Origin of the sequence: Yoonia maritima, from assembly GCF_043641945.1 — a bacterium.
Taxonomy (GTDB): Bacteria; Pseudomonadota; Alphaproteobacteria; order Rhodobacterales; family Rhodobacteraceae; genus Yoonia; species Yoonia maritima_B.
Genome location: NZ_JBHZRX010000002.1, coordinates 460,311 through 480,577, shown reverse-complemented (window position 1 = coordinate 480,577; position 20,267 = coordinate 460,311). Strand labels below are relative to the sequence as shown.

The 20,267-nt window shown below is 54.8% G+C and carries 19 protein-coding genes; 13 read left to right on the top strand and 6 right to left on the bottom strand.

Annotated elements, in window-relative coordinates; all coding sequences use genetic code 11:
- Positions 1 to 16: 16 nt before the first annotated feature.
- From scpA to ACHUEV_RS06010, 5 genes are all read left to right on the top strand, one after another.
- Complete coding sequence (gene scpA / locus ACHUEV_RS06030; RefSeq protein WP_394178158.1) at positions 17 to 2,143, top strand: methylmalonyl-CoA mutase; 2,127 nt, start codon at positions 17 to 19, stop codon at positions 2,141 to 2,143.
- A 69-nt stretch (positions 2,144 to 2,212) separates the two neighbouring features.
- Positions 2,213 to 2,812: a VOC family protein gene (locus tag ACHUEV_RS06025; protein ID WP_394178157.1), complete on the top strand. Its 600-nt coding sequence runs from the start codon at positions 2,213 to 2,215 to the stop codon at positions 2,810 to 2,812.
- A complete protein-coding gene (locus ACHUEV_RS06020) occupies positions 2,809 to 3,276 on the top strand; it encodes a GNAT family N-acetyltransferase (protein ID WP_394178156.1) in 468 nt (155 codons plus the stop codon). The genes ACHUEV_RS06025 and ACHUEV_RS06020 overlap by 4 nt, the downstream gene beginning before the upstream one ends.
- An 11-nt stretch (positions 3,277 to 3,287) precedes the next feature.
- Positions 3,288 to 3,968 (top strand): TerB family tellurite resistance protein, encoded by a 681-nt coding sequence (locus ACHUEV_RS06015; RefSeq protein ID WP_394178155.1) that lies wholly within the window; start codon positions 3,288 to 3,290, stop codon positions 3,966 to 3,968.
- Positions 3,965 to 4,963, top strand: a complete 999-nt coding sequence (locus ACHUEV_RS06010; protein ID WP_394178154.1) for an endonuclease/exonuclease/phosphatase family protein — start codon at positions 3,965 to 3,967, stop codon at positions 4,961 to 4,963. Before ACHUEV_RS06015 ends, ACHUEV_RS06010 begins: the two co-directional genes overlap by 4 nt.
- Positions 4,964 to 4,967: 4 nt before the next feature.
- Here the strand turns inward: ACHUEV_RS06010 and ACHUEV_RS06005 are convergent, their stop codons facing one another.
- Genes ACHUEV_RS06005 through ACHUEV_RS05990 form a run of 4 tightly spaced genes read right to left on the bottom strand, consistent with a single transcriptional unit; the run spans position 4,968 to position 10,534 of the window.
- The gene (locus ACHUEV_RS06005; RefSeq protein ID WP_394178153.1) at positions 4,968 to 6,515 is read right to left on the bottom strand and encodes a Ppx/GppA family phosphatase; all 1,548 of its coding nucleotides are present in this window, start codon (positions 6,513 to 6,515) and stop codon (positions 4,968 to 4,970) included.
- A 33-nt stretch (positions 6,516 to 6,548) separates the two neighbouring features.
- Complete coding sequence (locus tag ACHUEV_RS06000) at positions 6,549 to 8,717, bottom strand: RNA degradosome polyphosphate kinase (RefSeq protein ID WP_394178152.1); 2,169 nt, start codon at positions 8,715 to 8,717, stop codon at positions 6,549 to 6,551.
- A gap of 57 nt (positions 8,718 to 8,774) precedes the next feature.
- Positions 8,775 to 9,428, bottom strand: a complete 654-nt coding sequence (locus tag ACHUEV_RS05995) for a P-loop NTPase family protein (protein ID WP_394178151.1) — start codon at positions 9,426 to 9,428, stop codon at positions 8,775 to 8,777.
- Between the two features lie 2 nt (positions 9,429 to 9,430).
- Positions 9,431 to 10,534: an AI-2E family transporter gene (locus ACHUEV_RS05990; RefSeq protein WP_394178150.1), complete on the bottom strand. Its 1,104-nt coding sequence runs from the start codon at positions 10,532 to 10,534 to the stop codon at positions 9,431 to 9,433.
- Positions 10,535 to 10,706: 172 nt separating this feature from the next.
- On the opposite strand from ACHUEV_RS05990, the gene proS reads away from it, so the two are divergent.
- The 6 genes from proS to ACHUEV_RS05960 all read left to right on the top strand — a co-directional run bounded on the left by proS (position 10,707) and on the right by ACHUEV_RS05960 (position 15,918).
- Positions 10,707 to 12,047, top strand: coding sequence for a proline--tRNA ligase (gene proS, locus ACHUEV_RS05985; RefSeq protein ID WP_394178149.1), 1,341 nt, complete (start codon positions 10,707 to 10,709; stop codon positions 12,045 to 12,047).
- A gap of 154 nt (positions 12,048 to 12,201) precedes the next feature.
- Positions 12,202 to 12,819, top strand: coding sequence for a DUF2937 family protein (locus ACHUEV_RS05980; RefSeq protein WP_394178148.1), 618 nt, complete (start codon positions 12,202 to 12,204; stop codon positions 12,817 to 12,819).
- Complete coding sequence (locus ACHUEV_RS05975) at positions 12,816 to 13,526, top strand: ThuA domain-containing protein (protein WP_394178147.1); 711 nt, start codon at positions 12,816 to 12,818, stop codon at positions 13,524 to 13,526. Before ACHUEV_RS05980 ends, ACHUEV_RS05975 begins: the two co-directional genes overlap by 4 nt.
- A gap of 16 nt (positions 13,527 to 13,542) precedes the next feature.
- Positions 13,543 to 14,799: an ABC transporter permease gene (locus tag ACHUEV_RS05970; RefSeq protein ID WP_394178146.1), complete on the top strand. Its 1,257-nt coding sequence runs from the start codon at positions 13,543 to 13,545 to the stop codon at positions 14,797 to 14,799.
- Positions 14,792 to 15,475, top strand: coding sequence for an ABC transporter ATP-binding protein (locus tag ACHUEV_RS05965; RefSeq protein WP_394178145.1), 684 nt, complete (start codon positions 14,792 to 14,794; stop codon positions 15,473 to 15,475). The genes ACHUEV_RS05970 and ACHUEV_RS05965 overlap by 8 nt, the downstream gene beginning before the upstream one ends.
- 53 nt (positions 15,476 to 15,528) lie before the next feature.
- Positions 15,529 to 15,918 (top strand): c-type cytochrome, encoded by a 390-nt coding sequence (locus ACHUEV_RS05960; protein WP_394178144.1) that lies wholly within the window; start codon positions 15,529 to 15,531, stop codon positions 15,916 to 15,918.
- A gap of 302 nt (positions 15,919 to 16,220) precedes the next feature.
- Here the strand turns inward: ACHUEV_RS05960 and ACHUEV_RS05955 are convergent, their stop codons facing one another.
- Both ACHUEV_RS05955 and parE read right to left on the bottom strand, forming a co-directional pair.
- Positions 16,221 to 16,805: a hypothetical protein gene (locus tag ACHUEV_RS05955; RefSeq protein ID WP_394178143.1), complete on the bottom strand. Its 585-nt coding sequence runs from the start codon at positions 16,803 to 16,805 to the stop codon at positions 16,221 to 16,223.
- A gap of 22 nt (positions 16,806 to 16,827) precedes the next feature.
- Positions 16,828 to 18,789, bottom strand: a complete 1,962-nt coding sequence (gene parE, locus ACHUEV_RS05950; protein ID WP_106355201.1) for a DNA topoisomerase IV subunit B — start codon at positions 18,787 to 18,789, stop codon at positions 16,828 to 16,830.
- 142 nt (positions 18,790 to 18,931) lie between these two features.
- Here parE and ACHUEV_RS05945 point away from each other — a divergent pair, with 142 nt between their 5' ends.
- The gene (locus ACHUEV_RS05945; RefSeq protein WP_394178142.1) at positions 18,932 to 19,816 is read left to right on the top strand and encodes an NAD-dependent epimerase/dehydratase family protein; all 885 of its coding nucleotides are present in this window, start codon (positions 18,932 to 18,934) and stop codon (positions 19,814 to 19,816) included.
- Between the two features lie 54 nt (positions 19,817 to 19,870).
- A complete protein-coding gene (locus ACHUEV_RS05940; protein WP_394178141.1) occupies positions 19,871 to 20,266 on the top strand; it encodes a GFA family protein in 396 nt (131 codons plus the stop codon).
- Position 20,267: the final 1 nt, after the last annotated feature.

The following is a 20,267-nucleotide window of genomic DNA, read 5'->3' as shown; positions in this document are numbered from 1 at the left end:
TCAGCAGGAGGCCAGCATGACCGATAAGAAAAAATGGGAAGAAATCGCCACAAAAGAACTACGTGGCAAGCCCTTGGACGCCCTGACATGGGACACTTTGGAAGGTATCGCGGTCAAGCCGTTGTACACTGCCGAAGATACCGCTGACCTGCCACATATGGGTGGCATTCCGGGTGCAGCGCCCTTTACGCGCGGTGTAAAGGCTACGATGTACGCTGGCCGCCCTTGGACGATCCGCCAATATGCAGGTTTTTCGACCGCTGAAGAATCGAACGCGTTTTACCGTAAGGCCCTGGATGCCGGTCAGCAGGGTGTGTCCGTTGCTTTTGATCTGGCAACACACCGTGGCTACGACAGCGACCACCCTCGGGTCGAGGGCGATGTTGGCAAAGCTGGCGTTGCGATCGATAGCGTTGAGGATATGAAAATCCTGTTCGATGGCATTCCGTTGGATAAGGTTTCCGTATCGATGACAATGAACGGCGCAGTGATCCCGATCCTTGCGAACTTTATTGTCGCTGGCCAAGAGCAGGGTCACGATAAAGCGTTGCTGTCAGGGACGATCCAGAACGATATCCTAAAGGAATTCATGGTTCGGAATACTTATGTGTATCCACCAGAACCCTCGATGCGGATCATTGCGGATATTATTGAATACACCTCGAATGAGATGCCGAAGTTCAACTCTATCTCAATCTCTGGCTATCACATGCAAGAGGCGGGCGCGAACCTTGTCCAAGAACTGGCTTACACGCTGGCAGATGGCCGTGAATACGTCCGTGCCGCGATTGCGCGGGGCATGGATGTCGATGCATTTGCCGGGCGTCTGTCGTTCTTTTTCGCAATAGGTATGAATTTCTTCATGGAAGCCGCGAAACTACGCGCCGCCCGATTGCTCTGGTCTCGGATCATGGAAGAGTTCGAACCAAAGAACCCAAAGTCATCCATGCTACGTACACACTGCCAGACCAGCGGCGTTTCTTTGCAAGAACAAGACCCTTACAACAACGTCATCCGCACGGCATATGAGGCGATGGCCGCAGCGCTGGGTGGCACGCAATCGTTGCACACGAACGCGCTGGACGAGGCGATCGCGCTACCGACTGAATTCAGCGCACGCATCGCCCGCAACACGCAGCTAATCCTGCAAGAAGAAACCGGCATCACCAATGTCGTCGATCCGCTGGCCGGGTCGTATTACGTCGAGAATCTGACCGCTGAGCTAGCGGATAAGGCGTGGGCGCTGATCGAAGAAGTCGAAGAAATGGGGGGCATGACCAAGGCGGTGGCTTCTGGGATGCCCAAACTGCGTATTGAAGAAACCGCCGCCCGTCGGCAGGCGGACATTGATCGCGGCACCGAAGTGATCGTCGGCGTGAATAAATACCGCAAGGACAAAGAAGACCCGATTGATATCCTTGATATCGACAATAACGCGGTCCGCGAGGGCCAAGTCAAACGTATCGCCGCGACCAAGGCTGCCCGCGATGCGGCCGCTGTTGACGCGGCGCTCAATGAACTCACCCGCCGTACGACCGAAGGCGGAAATCTTATAGAAGCTGCAGTCGAAGCCGCGCGCGCGCGCGCCACAGTCGGAGAAATCAGCATGGCGATGGAGAAGACATTTGGACGGCACCGAGCAGAGGTCAAAACGCTCGCTGGTGTATATGGGGCCGCTTACGAAGGCGACGAAGGCTTTGCTGAAATTCAGCGCAGTGTAGAAGCCTTTGCCGAAGACGAAGGCCGCCGCCCGCGGATGCTTGTGGTGAAGATGGGCCAAGATGGTCACGACCGAGGTGCTAAGGTCATCGCGACGGCATTCGCCGATATTGGTTTTGACGTCGATGTTGGCCCGCTGTTCCAAACGCCAGCCGAAGCCGCACAAGACGCGATCGACAATGACGTGCATGTCATCGGGATCAGTTCGCAAGCTGCGGGTCACAAGACGCTGGCACCACAGTTAGTGCAGGCGCTTAAGGATGCAAATGCCGACGACATTATTGTAATCTGCGGTGGCGTCATCCCGCAGCAGGACTATCAATTCCTGTATGACAACGGCGTCAAAGCCATCTTCGGCCCCGGTACGAACATCCCAAAAGCAGCACAAGACATCCTGGCGCTGATCCGCGAGGCCCGGAGCTGACCGCTTGCATCAAGTCTGAAATGGGGTTTTGTTAGCGCTATTCATCGTTAGCGCTTAAAGGCAGACCGCATGCTAGTTCTTGACCATTTGGCCGTTGCAGCCACAACTTTGCACGACGGTGTCGCGTGGGTGCAATCACAGCTTGACGTGCAATTACAGCCCGGCGGTAATCATGAGCCGTACGGCACCCACAACATGTTGCTCGGGCTGGCAGATGGCATCTACCTTGAGGTCATCGCCAAAGACCCAGATGCGACCCCAGCAGCGGGGCATAGTTGGTTCGGTCTGGACGATTTTACTGGCCCGCCACGATTGGCCAATTGGATTTGCCAATCAGATGACCCGTCCGGTTATGCCGATACCGCTGGACCAGCACGGGGGTTGTCGCGCGGTGATCTGCGATGGGATATCACCGTTCCTGATGGTGGTAGTCTGCCCTATGGTGGCGGCTTTCCAACCTTGATCAAATGGGGCGAAGGGGTTGTTCACCCTGCCATGAGCCTTAAATTGTCTGGACTAAGATTAAGTGAATTTATTGTCTCGCATCCGGAAGCCGCAGAAATAGAAGGGCTTGCGGCGATAGACGATCCGCGCATTAAACTTGAGGTCGGATCGCCCGGGTTCGTTGCCCGATTTGACGGGCCGAATGGGACTAAGGAACTACGATGATACGCCCAGCCGTGGCCGGTGACGCGCCAGCAATCGCGCAGATATGGAATGCTGCCATCCGAGATACGACGATCACGTTTAACCCGGATGAAAAATCAGTAGACGACGTTGCTGCTCTGATCGAACAGGCTTGTCTTGTGTGGGAGGATGAGGGCCGTGTTCTTGGCTTTGCACGCTATTTCCAGTTTCGCGGTGGTGCGGGCTATCGGTACACGGCAGAGCACACGATCATGCTGCATTCTGATGCCCATGGGCAGGGGGTAGGGCGACAATTGATGGGCGCCCTGTGCACGGATGCGAAAAATGCTGGCATGCATACGCTGTTTGCTGGCTGCAGCGCAGAGAACCCTGGCGCGGTGCGATTTCATGCCGCGCTTGGGTTTCAGATGGTTGCAACCCTGCCCGAAGTGGGGTTCAAGTTCGGCCGTTGGATCGATCTCGTATTGATGCAAAAGCACCTTTGAAAGGAATGCACATGTCGATCTGGTCGCGCATTGCCGAAGCGCTTGCCGCACTTACTGCAGGTGAGGGGCTCTCTGCGGTCTTTGAAAAGCTGCGGACTTCACCCGACCGGACTGTGGCCTTTGCGATTGCTGTGATTGCCTTGGGTGCCAAGATGGCCAAGGCCGACGGAATTGTGACACGCGATGAAGTCGTGGCCTTTCGTGAAGTATTCGTCATTCCCCCAGAGGAAGAGGAGAACGCAGCGCGTGTGTTCAACCTCGCGCGGCAGGACGTTGCTGGCTATGAGAGCTATGCCCGCCAGATCAAGGCAATGTTTGGAGATGATGACCGACCACTTTGCCATCTGATGGAGGGCTTGTTCCAGATTGCGATGGCTGACGGTGTTTATCATCCGAAAGAGGATGATTTCCTATTTAAGGTCGCAGAGATATTCGGTTTCGATGATCGGCGTTTTCGCGGTATCCGCGCGCAGTTCGTGACCGAGGCAGAACGTGACCCATACGATGTGTTAGGTGTGTTGCCTGAGACACCTATGGATGAGGTCCGCAGCGCTTGGCGGCAGTTAGTGCGCGATACCCACCCTGATCAAATGATCGCGCGCGGCGTCCCAGAAGAGGCCGTAAAACTGGCCGAACGCCGCATGGTTGCGATAAACCGTGCTTGGGAAGAAATCCAAGGTGCCCGCAGATGAGAATAGCGACCTACAACGTCGAATGGTTTAACAGCCTGTTTAACAACGCAGGAAAGCTGATCAACGACGGTGGGTGGTCTTCGCGCTGGGATGTGACACGCGCACAGCAAACGCAGGCTTTGGGTGATGTATTCACGGCGCTGGATGCTGACGCGGTTATGATTATTGAAGCACCTGACATGAGCCCACATCGTAACACGGTGACGGCGCTTGAAAACTTTGCCAGCGCTTTTGGTTTAAGGGCGCGTTCGGCCCTGATGGGGTATTCGAACGAGACACAGCAAGAAATTGCGCTGCTCTATGATCCTGATGTGGTTACTGCGAAGCATGACCCGTTGAGTGACGATAAGTACCCGAGGTTTGACCAGACATTTGCGATGGACCTTGATGTGGACGCCGCGCCAGAACCGATCCGGTGGTCAAAGCCGCCGTTAGAGTTGGCGATCGACGGACCTGCAGGGCCGCTGCGTTTGATCGGGGTCCATGCCAAGTCAAAAGCCCCACATGGCGCACGTAATGAGGCTGAGGCGATCCGGATTTCTATCGAAAACCGTCGTAAGCAATTGGCGCAATGTGTCTGGTTGCGCGGACGGGTCGAAGCCCATCTTGCCGCTGGCGACGACCTGATCGTGCTGGGTGATTTCAATGATGGTCCGGGCCTAGACGAATATGAGAAACTGTTCGGTCGGTCTGGTGTCGAAATTGTTCTGGGCGAAGGCGATGGGACACAGATGTTCGACCCGCATGCCCGTTTGGCGCTTAGCCGTCGGATAGGCGCGGTACCCGCGACGGCCCGGTTTAAACGTAAAGGCGAACCATATCTTCAAGCACTGCTTGATTACATAATGGTGTCGCCGGGGCTGCGTGATAAATCACCTAGATGGCAGATTTGGCATCCGTTTGATCACCCCGATTGCTACGAAAACGAAGCACTGCGGAACGCACTATTGCTGGCATCTGACCACTTTCCAGTGGTGTTAGATTTATCGACCTAAGGCGCTATTTGGTGAATTTAACCGTTCCTGTTGCATCAAGTGCGGAAACTAGCGCGGCAAAGCGGGCCTCTGCGACTTCACCATAAAGGGGCCGCGCATGTTCGGTAAGCACAAGCGTAAGCTCGCGTGTCTTTGCTCTCCATTTGAGCGTGCCTGGCGGCTCATCGGCTGACAGCCACAGCATGGCACCAAGCCGCATCGCTTTGCCTAGGACTTCGGCCTCTTTGATTTGTGCAGGTTCAAGCATCTCGAACAGCGGGGCAAAGCGCGTTTTGTCGGTTTTATTCGTGTAGCGGTTCATAAGCGCGAGCCCCAATAGCACACGTTCATAGTGCTTTAGTCCGCCAAGGTTGGCACGGGTCGCGTTATCAAACGTAACCTCTGCGCGGTAATCCGGGTGCGCACGCCAGCTCACGTCGTGCAACAGGCAGGCCGCCTTGATGATCCGCTTACGCTGCCAATTGGCGCGCGGGAACAGTGGCTTCACAAAGTCATACAGCAACCGACCAAAGCCGGGCAGGCGCGCGTCCTTAGCCTCGGCAAAGCGACATGCCTCGACCAGTGGATCACGCTCACGCAGTTCACGCGGCATTTGTTCAAACAACATGCCCTCACGGATACCATAAGACGAAATCGCAACATCTTTTGGTTTAAAGGTGCGCATCAGTTCTTTCAGAACAATCGACGCCAGCGGCACGAGCGACATCCGGCTGTCTGAAATATTGCAGCGGCCGCGCAAATCTTGAAGGTCAGATTCTGCGATGTACTTTGCCGTCTTGCTGATCTGGCGTGATGACATGCGGTATTCATGCAAAACGGTTAGCGGGTAGTTTCGGCGTTCCATATCGACACGCGCGATCGCCCGCCATGAACCACCAACAAGGAACAAGCGCATCCCCGTTTCATTGCCCATTTCGTCGTGCAAACGGGCCATGGTTTCGCGTACGTATTCTTTTACGGCCTTTTTGCCCCCCTTGATTTCGCGCAGCTTAAGCGGGCCAAGCGCAGAGGTCACACGCTGTCCAACACGTCCTTCGGCAAGGTCGGCGAGCTCCATGGAAGAACCGCCGATGTCGCAGACCAACCCATAGCTACCCGGCCAGCCAAGCAATACACCTTGGGCCGAAAGCCGGGCCTCTTCTTTTCCGTCGATGATCCACAGCTTTACGCCGGTTTCTTTTAGAATTTCATCGCGGAAGTCTTGGCCGTCGCTGGCTTCGCGGACAGCGGCGGTCGCAACGGCAGTCAGGGGCAGGATACCCATGCCCTCGGCCAAGGCTGCAAAGCGGCGGATTGCGGAAAGCGCGCGTTTGCGGCCCTCGGGGTTTAAGTGGCCAGTTTCAGATAGGCCAGCACCCAAGGCGCACATGATCTTTTCGTTGTAAAAATAGGCGGGTGACCGCGCCGCGCCGTCAAACACGACCAAACGGACCGAGTTAGAACCAACGTCGATGACGCCAACACGACTAAGGTTTTTGGCCGCTGCATCTTCGAACAGTGGTCGCCCAAAAGGACCCCAATCAATGGTGTCCGGATCTGGTTGTGTCGTCATGTGATCCCCGTATTCTACCTTTTCAGGTATCGGTCAATCGTCGGTATGCGTCAACCTCGGGACGTCAGATGCACCTGCTGAACCGCGACCAGACAAAGACGGGTTTTCCATAAAGAAACGGTGGCAATTAAAGGCGAACTCGCCTTCGGGTATGATCGCACGGCTGAAACTGCCGTCTGCCGCCATCACCCAGCTTTGCGCGACGTCAGCCATATTCGCAGCCATAACCTGACTAACGATCTGTGCCTTCACGGTAGCGTTCTTGATTTCGACCAGTGTTTCAACACGTCGGTTCAGGTTGCGCCCCATCCAATCGGCAGAGCTGATATAGACCTTCGCCTTTTTCGACGGCAGGTCAGACCCATTACCGAAACACACGATCCGCGAGTGTTCTAAGAATCGCCCGACGATAGATTTAACCCTAATATTCTCGGAAAGTCCTTTGACCCCGGGCCGAAGGCCACAGATACCACGGATCACGAGGCTGATTTTTACGCCCGCTTGCGATGCCGCATAAAGCGCATCAATCACATCGGATTCGATCAAAGAGTTCATCTTTGCCCAGATCATTGCGGGTTTGCCTTCGCGCGCGTTATCGGCCTCGGCTGCGATGCGATCTAGCAAGGTTTGTTTCAGACTTAGCGGCGAAATAGCAAGGTTTTCAAGCGTCTCTGGCTGGGCATATCCAGACAGGTAGTTAAAGACTTTGGTTGCATCACGGCCCAGCTTTGCGTCGCAAGTGAACAGGCTCAGGTCGGTATAAATCCGTGCGGTGATCGGGTGATAGTTGCCGGTTCCAAAATGCGTGTATGTGACCAGTTTGTCGCCCTCGCGGCGGACGACAGTGCTGATCTTCGCATGTGTTTTATAGTTTAGGAAACCATAGACCACATGCGCGCCAGCGCGTTCGAGACGACGCGATTGACGGATATTGGCAGCCTCGTCAAAGCGGGCTTTCAGTTCGACCAGCGCGGTGACCGATTTGCCATCTTCAGCTGCTTCGCACAGGGCCTCAACAATCGGGGATCGCTTGGATGTCCTGTAAAGGGTTTGCTTAATCGCAACGACATCGGGATCGCGCGCGGCCTGCTGTAGGAAACGGACCACCATATCAAAGGTTTCGTATGGGTGGTGCAGCAGCATATCTTTTTGGCTGATTGCTGCGAACATGTCGCCGTCATGGTCTTGGACACGCTCTGGAACGCGCGGCGAGAACGAAGGCCAGAGTAGATCGGGCCTGCTGTCGAGAACCAATTCGCTAAGGTCAGAAATACCGATCATGCCGTCCACTTCGACGACCGCCTCAGAGGTGACGTGCAGTTCAGACATGATCAGCGTTTGCAACGCCGCAGGTGCCTCGGCTGAGATTTTTAAGCGTACGACCTCACCGCGGCGGCGGCGTTTAAGCGCGACTTCAAATTCACGCACCAAATCTTCTGCTTCGTCTTCGACCTCAAGATCGCTGTCGCGCAGTACTTTGAATGCGCAATTGCCTTTGACTTTATAACCTGGGAATAGCTGGCCGATCTGCAAAAGCAGTAGTTCTTCGAGCGGGAGGAACCAGTTTCCTTGTTCAGAGGGGAGGGCGATGAATCGGTCGATCTGGGCTGGCACTGGTAGCAACGCGCGCAGGCCGCGTTTGTCGCTGGGGCGCTCAAGTTGCAGCGCAAGCGCAAAGCCTTCGTTCGGGATAAACGGAAACGGGTGGGCAGGGTCAATCGCCAGCGGTGACAGAACCGGGAATACTTGTTCTAGGAATACATCTTCGAGGTAGGCGATATCGCTCTCGCTTAGGTCTTTTTGCGTGAGCAGGTGGATGTCTTGGTCCGCCATTTCCGACTGCAAGGCTGTGAAAACGCTTTGCTGACGGGCCATCAGATTGCGGGCGTCAGCATCAATCAGAACCAACTGTTCGGCAGGCGTAAGGCCATCAATGCCCGGCGTGACGTTTCCGGCATTCGCGAGTTCACGTAGGCCCGCGACACGGACGCTAAAGAACTCGTCCAAGTTGGTCGCTGAAATAGATAGAAAGCGCAGTCGCTCCAATAAGGGTACGCGCGTGTTTTCGGCCTCTTCCAGCACGCGCCAGTTAAAGCCAAGCCAGCTTAATTCGCGGTTGTAGAAACGCGCTGGCGTCGTGATATCTAGATCAAGTTTGGTCGCGGCAGGAAAATCTGCTTCGAGAAAGTTTGCTGTATTCATAACGGCCTTATGCGCCGCATGTATTGCGGCTTTGTGACAATTATCGCGGTACGCGCGTTAGTTGTCCAGCAGGTCCGCAGCGAGCGCCTTATTGATTTTGCGACCAGTTGTGAGAGCGGCTTCGTCAAGCCGATCGACGATGTCGGCGGCTGCAGCAAATGACCGTTCAATGCGCGTCGTCAAATATTGGACCAGCGCAGGTTTGGGCATCATCTGGCGATCCGCAAACAGCTTCATCACGAGCGCCGATAAAAGCGCGTCGTCAGGATTTTCGATTTGGGTTACCGTCGTGGCCTGCATCCGGCTGGCCAGATCGGGAAGGGCGACTGGCCAACGGCTTGGCGCGCTTTGCGCCGTCATCAGTAACGTGCCGCCCGTGTTGCGTAGATGGTTGTGAAGATGGAACATTGCCTCTTCAGATGACTCTGGCAGGCTTTCCATGTCCTCAACAATAACGAATTTTGCGTCGGTCTGAAAATCTGCGGGCAGTTGCGCCGCGTCGATTGTTAACGCATCCGTCTGTATCTGAAAGATACGTGCCAGATGGCTTTTGCCACAACCTTTGGGGCCCGCGACAACGAGCTTGCGATCGGGCCACGATTGTGGGGCTGTCAGCATTGCAAATGCTTGCGCGTTCGCGCCGGACACGAAAAAATCGTTCGGCCCCAGCGCAACACCTGTTGGCCAGTTAAAAGTAAGTTGATCAGCCATGATTATTCGTCCGTTGATAGTCCGCGGTAAAGGCGCCCGCCTTTGTAGTGCTCTATCCCATAACGGGTCAGTACGCCAATGACTGCCGCAACAGGCACCGCGACGAGCATTCCGACAAATCCGAATAGCGATCCGAACACTGACAATGCAAATAGCAGCCAAACCGGGTGAAGCCCTACAGAGCCGCCAACTAGTTTTGGTGTCAGAATGTTGCCTTCAAGGAATTGCCCTAAGAAAAAGATGCCAGCGACAATGCCAATCCGCAACCAGTTGGTTGTTTGGGTGACCGTTTCGCCATCGATGACTTCGCTGCCGCCCCAGAATTGGAAAAGGGCCAACCCAACGGCGAGCACCCCACCAACCAGCGCGCCCACGTAGGGAATGAACGTAACCAGCCCTGCAATAAACCCGACAATCAGCCCGAACTTCAGCCCAGCAATCATGAGCGCGACGGCATAATAGGTGCCCAAGATTAGGCAGACTGTACCTTGGCCACGAATGAACGACGCTAGGGTGCGGTCGATCTCACGGGCAAGCATGCGAACCGTGTCAACGTGATCGCGTGGCAAAAGGTCATCAATACGGGCGGTCATCTTGTCCCAATCAAGCAACAGATAGAATGCGACGACAGGAACGATTACCAGTAAAACAACAACATTCAGCAACCCAATGGCAGAGCTAAGCACGCCGTTAATTAGCTCTCCGCCCTTTGATTGGATGGCTTCACCAATCGCCAATAGCTGTTTGCGCACGGTGCTTTCTGAATCGACAAGAGACGGGAAACGTTCCGTGAGTGCAGACTGAAGGCGGTTAAATAACTGTGGTGCCGTATCGATGAGCTGCGTTGTTTGCGAAATCAACGTCGGGATTACGAGCAGGATCAACAAGATGAACAGGATAACGGCAACCAATGTGATGATCGTAACCGCCGCCGTGCGGCTAAAGCCAGCCGCCTCGAGCCGATCCGCAATTGGATCAAAACAGTATGCAATAGCACCGCCCAACACAAAAGGAAGGATCACATCACCCAAAAACCAGAGCACGACGAGCATGACAGCCGTCACGATTCCCCAATATTTTGCTTGTTGTTGAACTGGCAGCGCCATCTGTCACCCCTTGTTACTTGTCCAATTAGATGCGGTATGGAGCTAAGCTGTGCAAGGGTAGCAGGCAAATTATCAGGCGATTGCTGACCATTTGGGCACATGTCTTCGCTTGCGAGGGGCGCGCACGCAGATTACACCCGTAACAACTTATTATTCCAAGAAGGTCGATCCGATGCGCATGAGCCGCTACTTTCTCCCCGTTCTCAAAGAAACGCCCCGCGAGGCGCAGATCGTCAGCCACCGCTATATGTTGCAGGCAGGCATGGTCAAACAGGCCAGCGCGGGTATCTACTCGTGGTTGCCGCTTGGTTTCAAAGTGCTGCGCAAGATCGAAAACATCGTGCACGAAGAACAGGCACGCGCGGGCCACATCGCCATACAGATGCCAACGATCCAGTCGGCGGACCTGTGGCGCGAAAGTGGCCGCTATGATGCCTACGGCGAAGAAATGCTGCGCATCAAAGACCGCGGTGGCCGTGAGTTGCTGTTCACGCCAACCGCCGAGGAACTGGTGACTGACATTTTCCGGTCGCATGTCACTAGCTACAAAGACTTGCCGCTGACGCTTTATCAAATCCAGTGGAAATTCCGCGACGAAGTCCGCCCGCGTTTTGGCGTGATGCGTGGCCGCGAATTCTACATGAAAGACGGTTACAACTTTGACCTAACCAAAGAAGACGCGCTGCACGCCTATAACCGTCACTTGGTCAGTTACCTGCGCACCTACGAACGCATGGGTCTTCAAGCGATCCCAATGCGTGCTGATTCCGGCCCTATTGGTGGCGACGATACCCACGAATTCCTTGTTCTGGCCGACACAGGTGAATCAGAGGTGTTCTACGACAGCGAAATTACCGATTTGAAATTCGGTGATCGCGAGATCGATTATGATGATAAGGCTGCCTGTGCTGCTGTCATGGACGAATTCACCAGTCGTTACGCCCGTACCGATGAAACCCATGACGAAGCAGTCTTTGCGGACGTTCCTGAGGAGCGTCGCCGTACCGCACGTGGCATTGAAGTTGGCCAAATTTTCTACTTTGGCACTAAGTATTCTGATGCAATGGGCGCGCTGGTCGATGATGGCAAAGGCGGCAAAGTGCCTGTCCACATGGGGTCGCACGGTATTGGTGTGTCCCGTCTACTGGGCGCGATTATCGAGGCGAGCCATGACGACAAGGGTATCATCTGGCCGGAAGGCGTTACGCCTTTCCACGTCGGCATCTTGAACATGCGTTCAGGTGATGCGGCTTGCGACGCGGCATGTGAAGACCTGTACAAACAGTTCATTGATGCAGGTCTAGAGCCGCTTTATGATGACCGTGATGAACGTGCCGGTGCCAAGTTCGGCACTATGGACATGATTGGTCTACCTTGGCGGATCACTATCGGCCCGCGCGGCATCAAAAACGGTGTCGTCGAAGTCACCTGCCGCCGGACAGGCGAAGCCACCGAGGTGCCCGCAGCAGAGGCCATCGCAAAGATCACCAAGATCTACGAAGGTATCGCATAAGCGAACACAGCACTTTGATGTGATGGAATGGGCGCGGTCCTTGCGGATCAGCGCCCATTTTTTCAAGATACGTTAACGGGTCGCGAAATCTCTGTTATGCTGCCCGAAAATAACATGTGTTGAGGCAGCAGATGACACAGACTGATTTGACGGGATGCCGGATATGATCCGGGTGCTTTGCCTTGCAGGCGGGGTTGCTGGCGCTGCCGGTCTGTCCCAATTCCCGGAATTTTCGCAGCAGTATCTTCAACGACTTGGTGGCCAGGTGGATGAACTGTCACGCCAAGTCAAAGAATTCGACGCGACCGCTTTGCAGGACGGGCTTGGCCGCGAAGAAATGTTGGAAGCGATGGCGGCGGTTCCCCTGATGCAAGGGCAAGAGGCCATGTGGCGGCGAACCATTTCACGGCATACGCGACTAAGCGATAATCTAATTGCATTGCGTGATGCGTCTCCGATTGAACGGATGCTTATGCCGCATCGCATGACAGACACCGAGACCTTCCAAGCAGTTTGGCAGGACTTCATCCCTGCCGTTCCAGTTAGCACCGCTGGCGCGGCGGCGGCGGGTACAGGGTTTGTTGGTGGCTGGGCTATCTTTGCCGCCTTGTTGGGGATGTTGACCACGCCATTTCGACGTAAAAAAGCGAAAGCTAAGCCCGCAGCCAAGGGGCAGAATACGCGTATAAAAGCAGATCCGCCCGTCCGGCGCCCGACGCCAGCGGCCCAACCCCAAAGCCACATTCGCCCATTGTCCGGAGCGAAAAGATGACCAAAGCACTTATTACTTGGGGCGGCTGGGAAGGCCATGAACCCGACAAAGTCGCGGCTATCTTTGATACGATGCTACGTGACGCGGGGATCGACACAGCGGTCACCGATAGCCTTGATTGTTTTGACGATGGGGAACGGTTGAAGACCTATGATCTCATCGTTCCTGTTTGGACGATGAGCGACCTATCACGTGAAGCGGCGACCAATGTGTCAGAGGCCGTTGCGCATGGTACCGGGATTGCAGGGTGCCACGGTGGCATGTGCGACGCGTTTCGTGGCTCTCCTCTATGGCAGTTCATCACTGGTGCAAACTGGGTCGCGCATCCCGGCGGCGACGGCGTCAAACATCGGATCACAATCACTTCGGACGATCCATTAGTCGCAGGGATCGGTGATTTCGACGTCGAGACCGAACAATACTATCTGCACGTCGATCCAGCCAACAACGTGTTAGCAACAAGCCGTACGGATGTGGTGACATGGTATCACAGCCCGAATGGCGCGGTCGAAATACCAGTGGCCTGGACACGGGCCTGGGGATTGGGACGGGTTTATTACAATTCTTTGGGGCATCAGGCGAACGTGATCGCTGGCGGCCCCGCGCATGAGATGCTACGTCGCGGTTTGTTGTGGGCGGCCCAAAGCAAAGCAGCAGTAGCCGGGCAGGACATCACACAGTTCCAAAGCCCCGGAAACCATTGGTAATAGAAAAAGAGATTTCATGACGTCTACTCGCCCATTTGCCAAATTCGAATGGATGATCGCTTGGCGATACATTCGTGCCAAACGTGCCGAAGGCGGCATCAGCGTGATGACTTGGATCAGTCTTATCGGGGTCACCTTGGCCGTTTTCGCCTTGATTGCGACGCTTGCTGTGCGGTCAGGATTTCGCGCTGAATTCGTTGATACCATCGCGGGTGCCTATGCGCATGTTACGGTACAGCAGCCGGGCGGGACCATCGACGATTACGAAGCCGTATCTGCGCGCATACTTGAACAGGACCATGTGACAGACGTGTTTCCGCTGGTACGCGGGCAGGCGATGGCGAATGCATCTGGACGGCTGGGGCTGGCGGATATCTATGGGATCAGACTTGAAGACCTTAAGGTTTCTGACGCAATCGTTGAAAGTGACCGTAGCTACGGCAACATCGACGACCTGCCCAACGGGATCGCGCTTGGCTCTGAACTGGCCGCGAACCTTGGGGTGACCATCGGGGACCGGATTGAGATCACGACACGCTCTGGGGCGGCGACGCCCATGGGGCAATCCACACGGCGCAACGCCTATGATGTCGTCTATATCTTCTCAACCGGGCGCTATCAGATTGATGAAGTACGCGCCTATCTGCCGCTGGATGTCGCGCAGTTTATATTTAACCGCGATGGTGTCGCGGATGAGCTTGCCGTTCAGCTAGACGACATCACCCTGTCCGAAGGGCTAAAGCAATATATTGCTGATTCCGCGGGCGGAGGCATGTGGGCCTATAGCTGGGAAGATCGTGTGCGCCGCTATCTGCGTGCGCTGACTATCGAGGACAACGTGATGTTCATCATCCTGTCGATCCTAGTGCTTGTGGCGTCGATGAACATCATTAGTGGTCTAATTATGCTCGTTAAAAACAAGGGGCGTGATGTTGGAATTTTGCGGACCATGGGGCTGACCGAAGGGTCGATCATGCGTGTGTTCTTTATCTGTGGTGCCGGTATCGGGACCATTGGAACGCTTTGCGGCGTTGTGCTTGGGTGCCTGTTTGCGATCTACATCGACCAGATTTTCAGCTTTGTGAACTTTGTCTCGGGCGGGGGCGTTTGGGATCCTTCGATCCGCGGAATCTATGCTGTGCCTGCTGAACTCCATCTATCTGACGTTCTAAAATCAGTGTCGCTGTCGCTGGGGCTGTCTTGGATTATCACTATTTTCCCGGCGCGCCGTGCTGCCCGGATGAACCCGGTCGAGGCGCTGCGCTATGAATGATTTCACGCTTGAGGTCGCAGACCTGACAAAAACCTACAACGCCGGAAAACCGAACGAAGTTCGTGTGTTGCAAGGCGTATCGCTGTCCGTAAAACCGGGCGAGGTCGTAGCCCTTGTCGCGCCTTCGGGCGCGGGTAAGTCAACGCTGCTGCATATTGCTGGGCTTTTGGATACGCCGGACACAGGGACGGTGACGATTGGTGGGACGGATATGACCAATCTGTCGGATCGCAAACGGACAGCTGTGCGCCGCGATACGGTTGGATTTATCTATCAATTCCACCACTTGCTGCCAGAGTTTACCGCGCTTGAAAATATCGTGCTGCCACAGTTAGCAAATGGGGTAACTGAAAAGGCCGCGCATGCGCGGGCGATGGATTTGCTGGGCAAGGTCGGCATCGCAGAGCGGGCGTCGCATCGTCCGGCGGCGCTATCGGGTGGGGAACAGCAGCGGGTAGCGTTCTGCCGGTCGCTTGCGAATGAACCCGCGCTTTTGCTCGCGGATGAGCCGACAGGGAACCTTGACCCTGATACATCGGACCAAGTGTTTGACGCGTTGATGACGTTGGTGCGCGACACCGGGCTGGCGGCGGTCATTGCGACACATAACCTTGAACTTGCCGCGCGGATGGACCGACAGGTGCGTCTGACTGCTGGCGTGTTAGAGATGATCTAGATCAATGTCATCCGTAGCAATACTGCTAACGTGATGAAAATAGGGAGATATACATGCGGTACTTGATGATGTTTGCGGCGCTTACGCTGGCCGCCTGTGTCGAGGAACCTGAAACTGGGGCAGAGATTTTTGCAACCGAATGCGCTGGCTGCCACGGTGCGGACGCGCGCGGTGACGGGCCTTATGCGCGTGGGTTGGATACAGTGCCGCCGGACCTGACGACGATCGCTTCGCGTAATGGTGGGGTGTTTCCACGGGACCAAGTCATGAGCACCATCGACGGGCTGCAACGCGACGCGCACTTTAGCGTGGCGATGCCGGAGTTCGGCGCAGGCGATCTGGGCGCGACCGTGATTGTCGAGGAAAACGGGCTGGGAACGCCTGTACCGACCAAGCTGTTGCTGCTGACTGATTACATTGAGCTGCTACAACGCGAAGGGTAGGGCTGCTTTTGTCAGCGTGCGGTGGGTTGAAACCCACCCTACGGGGCGGGGCTGCGAATCATAGGTTAACGCCTTTGTTTTATGGGTTTTGGGGCTGTCGGCATCACGTCGGAATTGCGTCGGCAAAGCGTCGGACATTTTAGATGGAATTGTGGGATAAACGGGGCGTTCGATGATCTGTGATCCGCGTTGTGCCTAGACCGGGGAGTCGCCGTTTCACAAAGATAGTGCTTGATAATAGCGATATGAATTACTGGTTGGAACACGCCATACTTACGGAAATAAATGCAAGAGCTATGATGTTAACGATCAAATGAGAAATTGGAGTCCATCCGGAAGTATGCAGACATTGCTGCTAACACAAATTTTTCTGATCCTCTCCAATCTACAACTTCCAAGGTTATATCAAGAAATGTAATTTTGCGCGTGTATGAGGAGAATTTGCATTCACATTGCTCGCAAATGAGAGCTGAAAAAATGAGTCCAAGTATTAATTTTTTAGGGTAAAGATTAGCACTATTTTTACTGCCGGTGTTTATTCCGCCCATCAGTTCAGAGCCATCTGTAAATTCTATAAGTTCTGATAATTGGTTCTCATGCATGAGAGCGCATCTAACATCTTCATATATGATTTGACCAAATCCCCGATCACCGAATTGACAATCTACGAATAATGAATTGGTAGCAAAAAGCATCGCAACTGGTTCAAATGCATTAAGAAAGGAGATCATTCGTTTCTTATTGCCGCCTCCGTAGCGCCTTTTAGCGAGGATATCTATCGCTTGGCTAATTCGCAACAATGCATCGTTGAAATCTCCCTCATCGTAAGCAGACAAAGCCCTGCGGATAGATTTTTCAAGTGCGTCATTCTGGTCGCGCTTAAACAATGAGTTTACTCCTTACACTTACTCAAACATCCAACTCCTCCACGAACTGCGCGTTTTCTTGAATATATTGGAACCGCAGTTCTGGTTTTTTACCCATCAGGCGCTCGACCAGATCGGCTGTATCGCCGGGTTCGTCGTCGTGGACGGTGACGCGGATGAGTTTGCGGGTGGCCGGGTCCATCGTGGTTTCTTTGAGGTCTTTTGCGTCCATCTCGCCCAGACCCTTAAACCGCTGCACGTCGATCTTGCCTTTGCCGCCTAGGCCCTTTTCCATCATCGCGTCTTTTTCGGCGTCATCGGCCACATAGACGCGCCGCGCCCCTTGGGTCAGCCGGTAGAGCGGTGGGCAGGCCAGATAGAGGTGCCCTTGGTCGATCAGCGGTCGCATCTGTGTAAAGAAGAAGGTCATCAACAGCGCCGCGATATGCGCCCCGTCAACGTCCGCATCGGTCATGATGATGATCTTATCGTAACGCAGATCATCGACGTTGAATTTCGTGCCCATGCCAACGCCCAATGCCTCGCAGAGGTCGTTGATTTCTTGGTTGGACGACAGTTTGTTCGATGCGGCCCCCAAGACGTTAAGGATTTTACCTTTGAGCGGTAGCAGCGCCTGTGTCTTACGATCACGCGCGCCTTTGCCAGAACCGCCAGCCGAGTCACCCTCGACGATGAACAGTTCGGTGCCGACCCGGTCTTTGGAGGTACAGTCGGTCAGTTTGCCCGGCAGACGCAGTTTCTTGGTCGCGGATTTGCGCGAGGTTTCTTTTTCTTGTTTGCGGCGAAGGCGTTCTTCGGCGCGCAGTACAAGGAAATCAAGGATCGCACCTGCGGATTTGGTATCCGCGGCAAGCCAGTTGTCAAAGTGGTCACGCACCGCGGCATCGACCATTCGCTGGGCGTCTGTGGTGGCAAGGCGGTCCTTTGTCTGCCCGACGAATTCTGGTTCACGGATAAAGCAAGACACAAGTGCGCCGGCACCTGTGGTCAGGTCTTCGCGCGTGATTGTCCCGGCCTTTTTATTGCCGACCAGATCACCGTAGGCTTTGATCCCCTTGAGGATCGCGGACCAGAACCCGGCCTCGTGCGTGCCGCCTTCGGGGGTGGGGACGGTGTTACAGTAGGACTGAATGAAGCCGTCGCGGGCAGGGGTCCAGTTGATGGCCCATTCGACCTTGCCGGGGACGTTGAATTTGTCTTGGAACGACACGGTGCCCGCAAAGGGTTTTTCAGAATAGGTCGTCGCGCCTGACATGGTTTCGGTCAGGTAGTCGGCCAAGCCGCCGGGGAATTTGAATGTGGCTTCTAGTGGGGTGTCGCCATCATTGATTCCCGTCTTCCAGCGGATTTCAACGCCAGAGAATAGGTAAGCCTTTGACCGCGCCATTCTGAATAGTGTTTTGGGTTTCAGCGTCAGCTTGCCAAAGATTTCTTCGTCGGGGTGGAATGTCACCGCAGTCCCGCGCCGGTTTGGCGCTGCGCCGATTTTCGCAAGTTTCCCTTTGGGGACGCCGCGCGAAAACTCCATCGCGTAGAGTTCCTTGTTCTGGGCGACTTCAACGCGCAGGTGATCGGACAGGGCGTTCACCACCGACGAGCCAACGCCGTGCAGACCACCAGATGTCTGGTAGCTGTCGCCCGAGAATTTACCGCCCGCGTTCAGCGTGCAAAAGATGATTTCGACCGCAGATTTGGTTGGGTCCTTGGGGTGTGCCCCGATCGGAATACCGCGCCCGTTGTCGCGTACAGTGACGTGACCGTTTTCGTGGAGCTCGACCTCGATCCATGTGGCGTGGCCGGCGACCGCTTCGTCCATGGAGTTGTCGATGATTTCCGCGACCATGTGGTGCAGCGCGCGTTCGTCCTTACCCCCGATATACATGCCGGGACGTAGGCGCACGTGCTCCATATCCTCAAGCACTTCGATAGAGGATGCATTGTAGTCGTCAGGGGAAGCGCCCCCAGAGAGAAGATCATCGGCCATGGTACTGCTCATTCTTTTGGTTTGGGCCATAATGGCAGGCACAGGCGGCTGGGGCAATTGGCAAAGGACGTTGATTGGCGTCTATTCTCCCATTGCTCTTGGCTGCGGGCAAGTTAGGTTCACGGATAAAGGGGGACAAACCATGCGTATCTTTTTTACTGGTGGCAGCGGCAAGGCTGGCAAACATGCGATTACCTATTTGCAGGGGCAGGGCCATACGGTCGTAAACGCAGATATGACCCCTTCGGGTTTGGATGTATCTGAGCTGTTGATTGATCTGACGGATGCCGGTCAAGTCATTGGGGCCATGTCACAGTTCACCGATTTTCATGAATTGGACGCGGGAACCGGTGTGCCGAAATACGATGCCGTCGTGCATTTCGCGGCTGTGCCACGCGTGATGATCGGCACGGATGGCGAATGCTTTCGCCAGAATACCATCACCACATACAATGTGATCGAAGCTGCCGTGAAGCTGGGTATCCCCAAGGTCATTTTCGCAAGTTCCGAAACCACCTATGCTGTTTGTTTTGCCGATGGTGAGGTGAAACCCAATTACGTGCCCATTGACGAAGATCACCCCACCGTGCCGCACGACAGTTATGCCATGTCCAAGGTCTGCAATGAGATGACGGCCAAGTCGTTTCAGGCCCGTTCAGGCATCGACATCTATGGGCTGCGGATCAACAACGTGATCGAGCCGCATGAATACGCGACGAACTTCCCAGCCTTTATTGAAAACCCCGCGCTGCGACGCCGTAACATCTTTGCGTACATCGATGCGCGCGATCTGGGGCATATGGTTGATTGTTGCCTGAAAACGGATGGGCTGGGGTATGAGGTGTTCAACGTGGCCAACGACGACATGTCGGTTGGGATCACATCCGAAGAAGTCATCGCGCAGTTTTACCAAGGCGTGCCAGTCAAACGTGAAATGCGGCCGGACGAGACGTTTTATGCGAATGACAAAGCGAAGCAGATGGTCGGGTTCGTGCCCAAGCATTCTTGGCGGGATGTGTTGGGCTAGGCACCTTCAATGCAGGCAAATCCCAACGAATACGACTTCAAGGGGGCTATTGAAATGAGACAACGTACTGCTTCATGCGCCTGTGGTACTTTGAATGCTGTTACGACAGGTGACCCGTTACGTGTCGCCATATGTCACTGTAATGACTGTCGGACCCGAACTGGTAGTGCGTTTTCTTGGAATGCCCGGTTTGCGGCAGATGCCATTAGTCTGAGTGGAGAAAGTCGCAGTTTTATCCGCACTGGTGACGAAGGTAGCGTGATAACTTACCATTTTTGTCCAAACTGCGGCGTGACTGTTTGGTATGAAAATGATCAGTCCGACGGGATAGCTATTCCTGTTGGTGTCTTTGCACCCGGCGATTTGCCGATGCCGCAAGTGTCCGTATACGACAATCGCAAGCCCGATTGGATTGATTTGGCAGCACATGACATGCAGATTTGGAACTAGC

Excerpts from the sequence above, each read along its gene's own strand:
- ACHUEV_RS06005 (WP_394178153.1), bottom strand. The coding sequence starts at position 6,515 with ATGACGACACAACCAGATCCGGACACCATTGATTGGGGTCCTTTTGGG.
- ACHUEV_RS05995 (WP_394178151.1), bottom strand. The coding sequence starts at position 9,428 with ATGGCTGATCAACTTACTTTTAACTGGCCAACAGGTGTTGCGCTGGGG.
- ACHUEV_RS05980 (WP_394178148.1), top strand. The coding sequence starts at position 12,202 with ATGCCGGATATGATCCGGGTGCTTTGCCTTGCAGGCGGGGTTGCTGGC.
- ACHUEV_RS05940 (WP_394178141.1), top strand. The coding sequence starts at position 19,871 with ATGAGACAACGTACTGCTTCATGCGCCTGTGGTACTTTGAATGCTGTT.
- ACHUEV_RS05990 (WP_394178150.1), bottom strand. The coding sequence starts at position 10,534 with ATGGCGCTGCCAGTTCAACAACAAGCAAAATATTGGGGAATCGTGACG.
- ACHUEV_RS06020 (WP_394178156.1), top strand. The coding sequence starts at position 2,809 with ATGATACGCCCAGCCGTGGCCGGTGACGCGCCAGCAATCGCGCAGATA.
- ACHUEV_RS06010 (WP_394178154.1), top strand. The coding sequence starts at position 3,965 with ATGAGAATAGCGACCTACAACGTCGAATGGTTTAACAGCCTGTTTAAC.
- parE (WP_106355201.1), bottom strand. The coding sequence starts at position 18,789 with ATGGCCGATGATCTTCTCTCTGGGGGCGCTTCCCCTGACGACTACAAT.
- ACHUEV_RS06015 (WP_394178155.1), top strand. The coding sequence starts at position 3,288 with ATGTCGATCTGGTCGCGCATTGCCGAAGCGCTTGCCGCACTTACTGCA.
- ACHUEV_RS05965 (WP_394178145.1), top strand. The coding sequence starts at position 14,792 with ATGAATGATTTCACGCTTGAGGTCGCAGACCTGACAAAAACCTACAAC.
- proS (WP_394178149.1), top strand. The coding sequence starts at position 10,707 with ATGCGCATGAGCCGCTACTTTCTCCCCGTTCTCAAAGAAACGCCCCGC.
- ACHUEV_RS06025 (WP_394178157.1), top strand. The coding sequence starts at position 2,213 with ATGCTAGTTCTTGACCATTTGGCCGTTGCAGCCACAACTTTGCACGAC.
- scpA (WP_394178158.1), top strand. The coding sequence starts at position 17 with ATGACCGATAAGAAAAAATGGGAAGAAATCGCCACAAAAGAACTACGT.
- ACHUEV_RS05975 (WP_394178147.1), top strand. The coding sequence starts at position 12,816 with ATGACCAAAGCACTTATTACTTGGGGCGGCTGGGAAGGCCATGAACCC.
- ACHUEV_RS05960 (WP_394178144.1), top strand. The coding sequence starts at position 15,529 with ATGCGGTACTTGATGATGTTTGCGGCGCTTACGCTGGCCGCCTGTGTC.
- ACHUEV_RS06000 (WP_394178152.1), bottom strand. The coding sequence starts at position 8,717 with ATGAATACAGCAAACTTTCTCGAAGCAGATTTTCCTGCCGCGACCAAA.
- ACHUEV_RS05945 (WP_394178142.1), top strand. The coding sequence starts at position 18,932 with ATGCGTATCTTTTTTACTGGTGGCAGCGGCAAGGCTGGCAAACATGCG.
- ACHUEV_RS05970 (WP_394178146.1), top strand. The coding sequence starts at position 13,543 with ATGACGTCTACTCGCCCATTTGCCAAATTCGAATGGATGATCGCTTGG.